Origin of the sequence: Sulfitobacter sp. TCYB15 (assembly GCF_040435955.1) — a bacterium.
GTDB classification, from domain to species: Bacteria; Pseudomonadota; Alphaproteobacteria; order Rhodobacterales; family Rhodobacteraceae; genus Sulfitobacter; species Sulfitobacter pontiacus.
Window position 1 is genome coordinate 15,550 of the sequence record NZ_CP159195.1, and the last position, 12,319, is coordinate 27,868.

General features: G+C 59.9%; 12 protein-coding genes. 6 read left to right on the top strand and 6 right to left on the bottom strand.

Going from position 1 to position 12,319, the window contains the following annotated elements; translation table 11 throughout:
• Both ABM428_RS15920 and ABM428_RS15925 read left to right on the top strand, forming a co-directional pair.
• Entirely contained in the window at positions 1–1,449 is a 1,449-nt protein-coding gene (locus ABM428_RS15920) for a flagellar hook-length control protein FliK (RefSeq protein ID WP_353628590.1), read from the top strand.
• A gap of 13 nt (positions 1,450–1,462) precedes the next feature.
• Positions 1,463–2,134, top strand: a complete 672-nt coding sequence (locus ABM428_RS15925) for a flagellar hook assembly protein FlgD (protein WP_132997937.1) — start codon at positions 1,463–1,465, stop codon at positions 2,132–2,134.
• Positions 2,135–2,143: 9 nt separating this feature from the next.
• Here the strand turns inward: ABM428_RS15925 and ABM428_RS15930 are convergent, their stop codons facing one another.
• Genes ABM428_RS15930 through ABM428_RS15950 form a run of 5 tightly spaced genes read right to left on the bottom strand, consistent with a single transcriptional unit; the run spans position 2,144 to position 5,582 of the window.
• On the bottom strand, positions 2,144–2,599 hold the full coding sequence (locus ABM428_RS15930; RefSeq protein ID WP_168592475.1) for a flagellar biosynthesis protein FlgH: 456 nt from the start codon (positions 2,597–2,599) through the stop codon (positions 2,144–2,146).
• Positions 2,600–2,613: 14 nt separating this feature from the next.
• Positions 2,614–3,351, bottom strand: a complete 738-nt coding sequence (locus ABM428_RS15935; protein ID WP_005849010.1) for a flagellar basal body L-ring protein FlgH — start codon at positions 3,349–3,351, stop codon at positions 2,614–2,616.
• On the bottom strand, positions 3,348–4,031 hold the full coding sequence (gene flgA, locus ABM428_RS15940) for a flagellar basal body P-ring formation chaperone FlgA (protein ID WP_064216618.1): 684 nt from the start codon (positions 4,029–4,031) through the stop codon (positions 3,348–3,350). Before flgA ends, ABM428_RS15935 begins: the two co-directional genes overlap by 4 nt.
• A gap of 12 nt (positions 4,032–4,043) precedes the next feature.
• The gene (flgG, locus tag ABM428_RS15945; protein WP_005849013.1) at positions 4,044–4,829 is read right to left on the bottom strand and encodes a flagellar basal-body rod protein FlgG; all 786 of its coding nucleotides are present in this window, start codon (positions 4,827–4,829) and stop codon (positions 4,044–4,046) included.
• Positions 4,830–4,850: 21 nt separating this feature from the next.
• Positions 4,851–5,582, bottom strand: coding sequence for a flagellar hook-basal body complex protein (locus ABM428_RS15950; RefSeq protein ID WP_240790865.1), 732 nt, complete (start codon positions 5,580–5,582; stop codon positions 4,851–4,853).
• A 118-nt stretch (positions 5,583–5,700) separates the two neighbouring features.
• Between ABM428_RS15950 and ABM428_RS15955 the strand changes: the two genes are divergently transcribed.
• The 4 genes from ABM428_RS15955 (at position 5,701) to ABM428_RS15970 (ending at position 11,484) form a co-directional block, all read left to right on the top strand.
• Positions 5,701–7,518, top strand: a complete 1,818-nt coding sequence (locus tag ABM428_RS15955) for a hypothetical protein (RefSeq protein WP_240790866.1) — start codon at positions 5,701–5,703, stop codon at positions 7,516–7,518.
• A 129-nt stretch (positions 7,519–7,647) separates the two neighbouring features.
• Positions 7,648–8,949, top strand: a complete 1,302-nt coding sequence (locus ABM428_RS15960) for a flagellar hook protein FlgE (protein WP_132997939.1) — start codon at positions 7,648–7,650, stop codon at positions 8,947–8,949.
• Between the two features lie 26 nt (positions 8,950–8,975).
• Positions 8,976–10,394, top strand: coding sequence for a flagellar hook-associated protein FlgK (gene flgK, locus ABM428_RS15965; protein ID WP_064216619.1), 1,419 nt, complete (start codon positions 8,976–8,978; stop codon positions 10,392–10,394).
• Positions 10,395–10,404: 10 nt separating this feature from the next.
• Positions 10,405–11,484, top strand: coding sequence for a flagellin (locus ABM428_RS15970; protein ID WP_243252080.1), 1,080 nt, complete (start codon positions 10,405–10,407; stop codon positions 11,482–11,484).
• Here ABM428_RS15970 and ABM428_RS15975 read toward each other — a convergent pair whose 3' ends face one another.
• Positions 11,485–12,189, bottom strand: a complete 705-nt coding sequence (locus ABM428_RS15975) for a response regulator transcription factor (RefSeq protein WP_005849021.1) — start codon at positions 12,187–12,189, stop codon at positions 11,485–11,487.
• Positions 12,190–12,319: the final 130 nt, after the last annotated feature.

Here is a 12,319-nt window from a genome sequence, read left to right on the forward strand (position 1 = left end):
ATGAATGTCGCTCTATCCGCATTGATGACGGGGCAGGCTGGCGTGAAAGCCGGCAAGGGCTCCAGCGCCGTGCCCGAAGGGTTTGCCGCGCTGATGGGGACCGTAGCAATTGGCGAGGCAGGCGCGGCGGTGCCGCCCTTCACCATCGGCCCCGATGGTGAGCCTATTCTGCTGGGTAGTGACGATGCCACCGCCGAAGGGATGGCAGATGTGCTGGGGCTTTCCCTGACCACAGAGCAAGCGGGCGATCCGACGGCCCTGTCGATGGAGGCTTCCTTCACCGGTCTGATGACGGCCGCCCAACCGACGGGCGAGGGGGCTACCGCTCAAGCAACGGGGCAAGTAGCCACCGCGACCACGGTCAGCGCCCCCGCAGTCGCTGTGCCACAGGCATCCGTGCAAGGTGTCGCGGGCGACGCAGACCCCCAGTTGCCGTTGGCCGCGCCGACATTGGCCGCTGACGCGGTAGCGGCCAATGTGACGCAATCCGCTGTTAAGGTCGCGCCCGAAACGGCTGCACCTGCTGCGCCATCCCCTGTCGAGGCGAAAACCGATGTCAAAATCGCGGCACCCGCACCGCAACCCTCTGCTGTGCCGCAGCCCGTTGCTGCCCCCGCGACAGCAGTAGCGGCACAGCAACCAATCGCTGCCACGGCAGAGGTTCAAAGCGTCGCGCAAACGCAGGGGGTGGCGGCGGTGCAACCTGTCCCTAAACCGCAGGTTAGCGACAAGGTTTCGACCCCGCCGCGTGCAGCACCCCAAGCCGCGGCCGCTGTTGAGGGAACCGCCCCGCCAGAACCATCAATCGACGCGGATACGCCCGTCGCGCCGTTGCGACAGGCCGCTTTCGGGGCAGAGCAGCCGACCTTCTTGAACGCAGGTCAGAATGGCGCAGCCGCACAGGGCAAAGCGCCCGTTGATGTCACCGCGACCTTCCGGCCCGCCGAGGTGGTTCAGGCGCAGCCCGTCGAAAGCAACGCGCTGATCCTCGCCGACCAAGCGAGCGATCTGAAAGCCGCCGCGCCAAGTGCCGAGACGCAGGCCAAACCTGCACCGAAACCCTTTGCCGATGCGCTGATCTCGCAAGTGAAGGCCGTCGAGGCGAAAGAGGGCCGCACCTCGGTCAGCTTGCATCCGCGCGGGTTGGGGCAAATCGAGATCGAGGTCGTCACCGACAAGGATAGCGGCACCCGCGTTGTGGTCCGTGTCGAGAACCCTACCGTGCTGCAAACGCTGCGCGATGAACGCCAGCTTTTGGCGCAGGGGCTTGGGTTTACCGACGCGGGCAGCTTTGAATTCCAGCAGGGATTCTCGGACGACGGTGCGCGCGATCAACAACGCTCTACCGCGGGGTTCGGTGGGGGCATTGATGACGGCGTAGGCCCCGTGACCGCTGGCGTTCAGCACAAAAATGTGGTGGATGACGGACAACTTGATATTCTCACCTAAGGGGGTGTGATCCATGCTGACAAGCCAGACACTGTTGAACAATTTCACAAGCTCGAACCAAAGCTCGGCGCAGGATTCACTGGGCCAGTTGGGTGAGGATTATACCAAGTTCCTGACCCTGCTGACCGCGCAGATCCAGAACCAGGATCCGCTTGAGCCGGTCGATAGCACGCAGTTCGTCGCACAGCTTGCGCAGTTGTCGCAGGTGGAACAAGCGGTGCAGACCAATACCCAGCTTGAGACTTTGACCAGCCAGATCAGCGGCTTGCTGAATCTGGGGGGCACCGATCTTCTGGGGCGCGATGTCACGGTGCAATCCGATGTGGTGATGCTGGAAGATGGCACGACCTCGACCTCATACGAGGTGGGGGCCGGCGCAGCCGAGGTCAGCGCGAAAATCTATGATCCGCTGGGGCGCAATGTGCGTACGATCAACGGCCTGTCCACAGTATCCGGCACCACGAACCCGCTGGGGTGGGATGGCAAGGACGATTACGGCAATGCGCAGTTGGCGGGGAAATACACCGTGGTGCTGACGGCGAAAGATGCCGCTGGCAACAATATCGCGATCCAGCCGTCGCGCAGTGCTCGCGTCGAAGATGTACGTTTCCGCGAGGGAGAGATCATCTTTGGTCTGGACGGCGGCGAAACGGCATCGTCGATCACGGTAAAATCGGCGAGCTGATCGGGTCTGTCAGTTGCGTAGGCTGGTATTGGCGTAAAAGCTGTTCAGCCGTGCCGTGCGGACCGCCGGGAAATTAACGTAGAGCTTGCGTACGATTTGCGCGGCAAGCTCTGCTTTGCGGGCTTCTTCTTCGATCGGTTGGGCGAGGCTCAGGTCGGTTTCCGCAAGCTCGGCGATCGCTGACACGGTTGCGTCACGCAAACGGGCGCGCCCGACGGCACCGTTGATCTCGTGAAACGACAAAGCCCCCATGACATAGACATCCATGTCAAACACCAGATGCAGGATTTTGCGGCTCTGGATGATCTGCATGGTAAATTTGCCCAAGGGCATCTTGAACATCAGCTCTTGCGTCGCCGCCTGATCCGAGGGGGCCGATGTCGTTGGCCGCATAAAGCGTTCCCCGACATAGCCCATGGCCCCCGCACCAATCACGCAAACGGCGATGATGATGTATTTGATCACACCCGCGTCCCGCCTTAGTAGGGCAGGAACACTTCAAGCGCGTCCTGACCGTAGCGCGCGGTTTGCACCGTCGAAATCTGCCCGCGCCCACCATAGGTGATCCGCGCCTCGGCGATCTTGTCGTAGTCGATGGTGTTCCCGACGTTGATATCGGACTGGCGGATGATGCCGGCGATGCGCAGCTCGCGCAGTTCGTTGTTCACCTTGACCTCTTGCCGTCCGGCGATCACGAAATTCCCGTTGGGTAGGGTCTGGATCACAAGGGCGGCCACACGCAGACGTATCGTCTCGTTCCGGCGGATCGACCCTTCGCCTTCGCTGGACGAGCTGCTCGACAGGCCAATCAGCTGTCCGCTGTCGGTCGAGGTGTCGAAGTTCAGGATATCGGGGTCGTCCACCCCAGTGGAGGAGGACCGGCTGCGCCCTGTGGCATTTTGCAACTGCGCGCGGTCATCGATATCGATCAGAACGGTGACCAGATCGCCCACGTCGCCGGCGCGACGGTCCTGAAACAGACGCGGTGTTGAATTGCTCCAGAGGCTGGCCTGATCGGCGCGTTTGGGCTGTTCGGGCGCTTTGGGCAGAGGCATCGGGATGCTCACGCGGTTGACCTCGCCCATGTGGTCGGGGCTCAGCGTCAGATCACTGACCGTGGGGTTGTGGGTTTCCTGAAAATCACCACAGGCCGCCAGAAAAAGCGCCGAAGCTGCAAGCAGGCAGCCGAGCCGAGCAGGAAAACGAAGGGATGTCATTGTACGACCTCGACGACGCCTGCTGCCATCGCGATGGTCGACAGGGCCTTGTTGCTGGAAAGATTGACGACGCGCAGTTCCTGACCCTTATGGGCATCATCCAGGGCACGTCCTTTGGCCGTTAGCTGCAGCCCGCCGTGGGTCAGGCGGATTTTGACCTTTTCACCGCGGCTGATGATACGGGGCGGCATGACCGAATTGCGCGGGACGGGGCGGCCGGTGACCAGCATACGACGCACCTGCTGGCCGACGAGTTGATCATATTCATTGATCGCATAGCTGCCGACCCGCTGCATCGGCATTTCGACCAGCGATACGTCTTGGGCGCGGACGATTTCATCGGGCACGATGCGCCGGTTGGGAACAGGCACGGTCAATGTCACCATCGCCAGACCCCATACGCGTTGCGGGACACCGCTGTCGGTTACCACATTTGCGATGAATTGGCCCGAGTCAGGGTCGATCCAGAACTCCTGCACGAAGTTGCCCTTCTTGATCATCCCCTCGGCCATGCGGATATCCAGCTTGGCTTTCGCGGGCAAAGTAGCCCCCAGTTCGGCGACGGCGCGTTCCTCGATCAGGTCGGTCACGGGCACGGCTTGTGCAAGCACAGGGCCCGCCACCACAAGAGCGGCGGCAAGCTGGAACAACACGAAAAGGGCAATGGCAACACGTTTCATCGGTTCAACCCGTTACTTGATCTGGTTCGTCGTGGTCATGATCTGATCGGCGGTCTCGATCGCCTTGGAGTTCATCTCGTAGGCGCGCTGTGCCGAGATCAGGTCGGTGATCTGCTGGATGATGTTGACGTTCGACTGCTCAAGATATCCCTGCCGTGTGATGCCGACGCCGGGAGTGCCGGGGACGTTCTGCACAGGCTCACCCGACGCGGCGGTCTGCTCCATCAAGTTGTCACCGACAGGTTTCAGGCCCGCTTCGTTCAGGAAGGTCGCAAAGTTCAACTGGCCCAGTTCCACCGGTTCAGGGTCGTTTTCAACATAGGCCATGACCACGCCCTCTTGATTGATTTCGACCTGACGGGTCAGTTCGGGCACGATGATCGCGGGCTCTACCTCATAGCCGTTCAGGGTGACCAGCTGGCCTTCGGCGCTCAGTTGGAAGTTCCCGTCGCGGGTAAAGGCCTGTGTACCATCGGGACGATTGACGGTGAAATAGCCGCGCCCCTCGATCGCGAGGTCCAACTGGTTTTCGGTCTGGATCAAGCCGCCCTGGATGTTGTGACGGATCACGCCCGCCGCTTGCACGCCCAAGCCGATATCAGTGCCTACGGGCCGCGCAGTGCCTTCTTCGGATGTCAGCGATCCGGCGCTCGCAAAGCTTTGATAGACCAGATCCTGAAACGCGGCGCGCCCGCTTTTAAAGCCGGTGGTATTGGCGTTGGCGATGTTGTTGGCGATGACGTCAACGTTGGTCTGTTGCGCCAACATGCCCGTGGCCGCGATCCCGAGTGCTTTCATCTTATGCTCCTTCCGGCGGCGTTATACGCGCCCAAGTTTCTGGATGGCCGTGCGGGTCAGATCATCGTCCGACCCCATCAGTTTGACCGAATTCTCATAGGCCCGTTGGATGTCGATCAAACGGGTCATTTCAAGGACGGCGTTCACGTTGCTGCCTTCGATAAAGCCCTGCTTGACCTGCGGGTTCTCCATCTGCTGCGGCTGGCCTGCGTTCGGGGGCAACTGGTACATGCCCGCGCCCATGGGCAGCATCTGCGCCGCCTCGTTGATCGCGACAACGCTGACCGCGCCAAGCACCGCGCCTTGGGGGTTGGTCACGGTGCCGCTGGTGGTGATCACCACCTCGTCACCCACATCATCGGGCAGCACGACAGGCCCGCCGCCCACGCCAAGCAGGGGCATACCGCCTGCGGTTTTCAACTGGCCGTCGACATCCACAACAAGGCGCCCGTGACGGCTGTAACCTGTTTCGCCGCCGGGCAGCTGGAAGCTGAGCCAGCCGTCACCGGCCACGGCGATGTCCATCGGGTTGCCGGTCTGCATCAACGGGCCGTCGGCAAGTTCAAGGTACGTCCCGCTTTCGCGCACATAGTTGATCGCGTTGTCGCCGCTGCCATCGGGTATGGATTCCAGCACGGGGTGGATCGCCTTGTAGCCCGAGGTCGTGGCGTTGGCGAGGTTATGCGCCGTCGTGTCCATGCTGCGGGTCAGCGCGGTTGCCTGAGAAAGCGCCACATAACTGATATTGCTCATCTCATCCTCCGGCGGTGCTGAAGCATCACGAAAAAACGCATTGTACATGTCATTGCAAATACAAATTTTCATGAATACAAGGATAAGGCAAGTTCTATTTACACTCTCAAGGATAGGTGTGCGCCAGTATATTTGCATAACGGTGGTTAAGGCGTTGCTGGTTCTTGCGGTTCCGGCGGGTGTACTTGTGGCCGCGCCCTCTGATGTGGTTGATACGCTGGATCACAGCGCGTTGGACGCAGGGCAGACATGGCGGCGGGATCTGGATTTGCGGCGCTGGTCTCCAGACGGGTTGCGTGATGATTTGCGGCACAGCATTGCCAAGCTCGGCAGCCAACGGGGCAGCGACCAGACGCGGGTGATGATGGATGTGGCCGAACTGTATATGGCCCATATGCTGCTGTTCGAGGCGGGCTCTATCCTTGCCGAAGTGACCCCTGATACGCCGGTTCATAAGCGCCGTCACCGTGCGCTGTCCGACGCGGTGCGTCTGCTGGCGGGGGTAGCACCGACCGCGGTAACGCCCCCTTTCAACACGTCTCCGCTGGCAGGCAACCGACCAGATCGCGCCTTTTGGGCTAGTCTGGACGCGATTGCCACCTCCGACGTTCGGCGCTTGTCGGATAATATCGAGCCAAGCTTTGGCGGGCTGAGCACACAGCCGGAGTCCGTCGTGCGGGCCGTTCTGCCGGTGCTGCTTGAAGCGGCGATTGAGCTGGATAAGCGTGAATATGTCGACGCGACGCTGCGCCTGCTGGACGAAATGCCAGAGCTGGCGGGGGCCGAATCCGGTACATTCCTGCGCGCACGGGCCGCGCAAAAGCGGGGGGACGCGGCGACCGCGCTCAAGATCTATCTGGAAGCGGCAGAGGGCTGGGACCAATACGCCGTGCGCGCCCGTTTGGCGGTTGCGGATATGGCGCTTGCCGATGGCGGAAGAGGGGCGCTGCTGGCGGCGCAATCGACCCTAGAAGGCGGATCAGAGGCGTGGCGCGGCGGGCGGTACGAGCTGGAAGTATTGCGCCGGCTTGAACGGGTGTACCATGCATTGGGCAATCATCCCGAAGCCGTGTTGACCCTTGGCCGTATTCTGCTGCGGTTCCCCGAACCTGCCGAAGCCGCCCCGATTGAGGCGCAGGCGCAAGAATTGCTGGCAGATATCTATAAGGCAGGGGGCGAGGGGCAGTATCCGCTGTCGGCTTGGGTCGCGCTGCATCTGCGTTTGCTGCCCTATTTCCGCTATACCGAAGGGTTCACGGCGCAGATTGAAACACTGGGTGACTACGTCCTGAAGCTGGGGTCGACCGATCTGGCGGCCAAGGAATACCGCCGTGCCGTGCGTATCTTGCAAGAAAAGCAAGAAGAACAAGGCACCTCCCGCGCGGCCGAGATTTTTCGCCTGAACATGAAGCTTGCGCAGGCGCAGGTGCAGGGCGGGCAATTCGCCGATGCACGGCTGACGTTGGAGTTGATGGATGTAAGCGTCGCCCCCGAGATGGAGGAGGCGCATCAGAGTTTGCTGGCGCAAACCCTCTCTAAACTGGGGGATAAGCCTGCGTTGCTGAAGGCGTCCGTCGATGCGCCAACGGCGCAGCATTTGCGCGATGTGGGGCTCGCGCTATCAGAAGAAGAGCGCTGGCCGCAGGCGGCGGACGTTCTTTCGCAGCTTTGGCGGACATATCCGCAGGATTTTTCCTTGCAGGATGCCACGCGCCTGTTGATCGCGGCCTATCGGTCCGAAGATCAAGAGACGCTACAGCAGGTGACGCGTTCGTTTCCCAGTCTCACGCCATCTAAAGATTTGATTTCGCTGGCAAATAGCATATCCGAGGTGCGCGATAACGTGCTGCCGCTGAGCGCGGGCGGGGCGGCGAAGCGGTTGGAGCAGCTAGAGAATGCCTTTGAAAGCATCGCGAATTCAGGGATATCTCCATGAACTCGGCTGCAAATTTCGGCTAAACCAAGGTTAGACAAAAATAAATCGCGAAAATTTAACCTTCTTTAAACCAATTCGATTATTTGTCCTGTTAGGCAAGAATACCAAGAACGACAACGAGGTAGGAAAATGAGCATTTCAAGTGCGCTTCAGACGGGTGTCAGCGGGCTGCGCGCCAACTCCAAGGCGGTTGGCAGCATCTCCGAGAACATCGCAAACTCGAACACGGTGGGGTACCGCCGCGGGTTCGCGCATATGGTCACGACCACTGCCTCGGGCGGGAATGGCGACGGGGTCCTGTCGGTCAACGCCGTTGAAGAGCTGGACATCGCGACAGCAGGCGGCCTGATCTCGACCAACTCCTCTACCGATCTGGCGATTGGCGGGAACGGTTTCTTCGCGGTGTCGATGAACCCGAACGAGACAGTGCAGACCAACTACATGCTGACCCGCGCGGGGTCGTTCCTGCCGGATGAACAGGGCAACCTGAAGAACGCGGCGGGATACTATCTTGCGGGCTACCCCTACGGGCTGGAAGGGGACATCGGATCGGTCGACCGGACGTCCTTCAAGGATATGGAAACGGTTAACATCGGCAATCTGAACATCTCTGCCGGCGTAACGTCGACCATCACGGCCTTTGGCAACCTGCCATCGCAGGACACAGGCCAAACCGATCCCGGCGCACCTTTTGTCACCTCGTCCGAAGTGTTCACCGCCTTGGGTGAAAGCCAACGCGTGAGCTTTTCCTGGGCACCCGGCACCACGGCGAACACATGGGATCTGGCGATTGCGGACCAGAACGGCAATGGGCTGGGCAGTGTCACGATCGAGTTCAACAACGCCGGACCTGCGGCAGGCTCTCCGCTGAGCTATAGCAACATCAATTCCACCGCGACGGCACCGGCCGCCTTTACCGTGGACCCTGCGACAGGCGTGGCGACGATCACCCTTGATAACGGGGTTGTTCCGCAAGAGATCGACATCACCCTTGGCAAGCCCGGCGCATTCGACGGGATCAGCCAGTTCGCGGGGGACTTCAGCCTCGCGTTTGATCGGGACGGGTCCAGCGCGGGCGAGTTGGTGCGGACCGAGATCACCGAAGACGGCACATTGTTCGGCGTTTTCGATAATGGCATGCGCCGCGCGCTTTATGACATTCCTGTCGCTGTCGTCGCCAACCCCAATGGGCTGGTCGAAGTGAAGGGCAACGCCTATCGCCTGTCGGGTGAAACAGGGTCGTTCTCTGCTTTGCAGGCCAATTCTTCGACTGTGGGGTCGATCAACGCCGGTGCGCTTGAAGGGTCTAACGTGGACATTGCGCAAGAGATGACCGACCTGATCAAGGCGCAGCGGGCATTTTCGACCAATGCCAAAGTGATCACCACCGTCGACGATATGATGGATGAAACCACCCGTCTGAAACGATAAGCCAGACGGTCTGACCGGAGCATGACATGAGCCTTTCGGGCGCGCTGAATTCGGCCACAGCCGGTTTGCATACGACACAGGGTCAGTCGCGGATCGCGGCCGATAACGTGTCGAATGCGATGACCCCCGGTTATGTCCGGCGCGAGGCGGTGCTGGTCACCGCCAGCGGCGGGCAGGGCGGTGCCGTCATCAGCGAGGTCCGCCGCGAGGTTGATGCGACGCTGCAACGGATGTCGCGGCTCGAAAACAGTCGGATGACGCAGTATCAGTCTATTCAGGAAGGGCTGACCACCTATACCGCCTATCTGGGCCAACCCGGGGACGGCACATCGCCCGCAGACCGGTTTAACGATTTCCAGAACAGCCTGACAACGCTGGTCAATATGCCGTCGTCGAACGGGGCGCAGACATCCGTTGCGCTGGCGGCAGAGGATTTGGTGCGGTCGGTCAAAGGGGCGGCGACAACGCTGTCCACGACGTTGAACGACGTGAATATGGAAATCCGCTATGAAGTCGCGGACCTGAACACGGCCTTATACCAGTTGCGCGATCTGAATGCCTCGGGCAGCGGCTTTACCCCCGGTTCGCTGGAGGCCGCGCAGTTTGATGAAAAGGTCGACACGATCCTTGACCAGATTTCCGGGATCGTCGACACGCGGATACATCGGTCTTCGAACGGGTCGATCAGCCTTTATACGGTCAGCGGGGCCGCCTTGCTGGAGGGGCGCGTCGTGCAGGATGTGACCTTTAACCCCAGCGACGGCACATTGATGGCGGGTAATCAGGACATCACCCCGTTCAAAGACGGTGTACGTGGTATTCAGCACGGCAGTCTTGCGGGGCTTTCCGAGCTGAAGCGAGAGACTATACCGCAGTTTAGTCAACAGTTGGACGAATACGCGCGGGGGCTGATCCAGACCTTTGAAGAGGCCGATGCCAGCCTTGCACCGGGCGAGGCGGGGCTGTTCACAGATAACGGGATCGCGTTTGATCCGGCAAATATCACAGGTCTGGCGAGCCGTTTGCAAATAAACAGCAAGATCTCCTCTACCGGCGAGGCGGAGGTTTGGCGTATCCGCGATGGTCTGGGGGCCACGTCCCCTGGTGCAGGGTCTGAAACGGTGCAGATCAACGCATTTCTGGCAGGGCTCGACACGGCGATGAATGCGGCGACGGGCACGGGTATTCCGGCCGAGGTCACTTTGCGCGATTTTTCGGCAGAGATGATCACCAGCCAAGCGGCCACGCGCGCACGGGCAGAGAATGACTTTAACGCCGCGGCCTCTGCGGCCGAGGTCGTGATGTCGGCGCGGCGCAACTCTGAAGGTGTGAATATTGATGACGAGATGCAGCAACTGCTGTTGATCGAACAAAGCTATGCGGCAAACTCCAGAGTGCTTACAGCAGTGTCAGAGATGATCGACACGCTGATCGCAGCGGTATGAGGCAGGGACAATGGTTCTAGGTATCAGCAGTTTTTCGTCGTTCCAGTTTAACCTTTTCAACCGTCAGAACGTGCAGCGCACGACGCTGGAATTGCAACGGGTGAGCGAAGAAGTCTCTACCGGAAAAAAGGCCGACATCTATGCCGATCTGGGCCCGCGCGCGGCCTCGGTGATGAAGCTGCACGGGCGCGAGGCGAATACCCAGACCTTCATGACATCGAACGACGTGCTGGCGAGCAAGCTTGACGCGATGCTTGCGTCCGTCGATGCGGCACGTACGCAGGTACAATCGGTGCTGGAAAGCGCGCTGGTCAATGCCACACGCAATGGCAACGGGGCAGAGGTGTTGCAGATGCAGGCCCGCGCCGCGCTGGAAAGCCTCGTGTCGACGATGAACACGTCGTATAATGGCGAGAACCTGTTTTCGGGGCTGGAATCCAACAAGACCTCGCTGACCCGCTGGCCCGAAACCAGTGCCGACACAGGCCGTTCACCGCAATCGGTGGTCGAAGAAATCTTTGGCGCCGGTCCAACCGACCCAGCCAGCGCCCAAGCCATCGCGGATCAGCTAGAGACCGTGTTCAACTCACAAGACGCCGACGCCAGCCGGAACTTTCAGGGCACCTTCTATCAAGGCTCGCCCGAGCGTGATGCCAGTGGGGCCGAGACAAAACAGATCAGCGCCTGGGTGAATACCGGCCAAGAGGTCGTTTACGGTGTGCGCGCCAATGACCAGTCTTTCCGCGATGCCTATAAAGGGTTGGCGATGCTGGCCGTGACCGACGTGAGCCAGATGGACGAAGCGGCCTATAGCACCTGGATGTCAGAGGTGGTCGATAGCCTATCGGCGTCGCAAGAGGGTATGTTGGATATCTCGGCGCGGATCGGGTTCAACCAGCAGATCGTTGAAAAGACCCAAACGCAGCTGACCGATCTGTCGCTTGTGCAGCGGACGCAAATCTCGAACTACGAAAGTGTTGATCCCTACGAGGCGATCACGCGCATGAATAGTCTCGAGACACAGTTGCAGGCGAGCTATCAGGTTTCCTCGCGGCTTTCGAGCCTGTCGATCCTGAATTATCTGCGCTGATCAGCCGGCTTTCGACGTCACCTCGGGCGAGCTTAGCTTGTAGCCGCGGCCATGCACGGTTTCGATATACTGCCAGCCTGACTTCGACGCGGAAGCGAGCTTTTTGCGCAGTTTGCAGATGTAGACGTCGATGACCTTATCGAAGGGCTGATCGATGCTGCTGCCGTAGATTGCGTCATAAATCGCGTCTTTAGAGATGACTTTGTTCGAGTTCAGCGCAAGATGCTGGAACACCGAATATTCCCGTTTTGACAGTTTGATGCGGCTGCCCGATACAATCGGATCGCGCCCGTCGAAATAGGCGGTCAGTTCTCCGACGATCACGCTTTCAGAAGCATGGCCATAGTGACGCCGGATGATCGAATTGGTCCGCGACAGCACTTCGGCCCCACGGATCGGGCTGACGATCACATCATCCGCGCCAAGGTTCAGCAGGTCCGACGTATCCTTGGCGTTGCGGAAATCCTTGAGCACGATCACCGGGTTGACGCAGCCTGCGGTACGCATCGCGCGGATATACTCACGCGTATCGTCACATTCACCGATCAGAACCGCATTGGTCTGATGGCCCGGTTGCAGCAAAGGGCCAAGGCCCGTCGTGAAAAACTCGGCGGTGACGAACTGAAGCTCGATACCTGCGCTGCGCAGCTCTGCCGTAAGGCCGGCGCATCGTTCTTTCCGCTGTTCGAAAATATACATGCGCATGTTTGTGTGCCCTAAACCCTGACTATTCCTATCGGTAGCAAGTATATTCTGCGGTAGCAACAATTAATAGATGATTTAACTTGTATAAATCCGGTTATTACGTGATTATGCCAAGGATAGTTGAACTGTT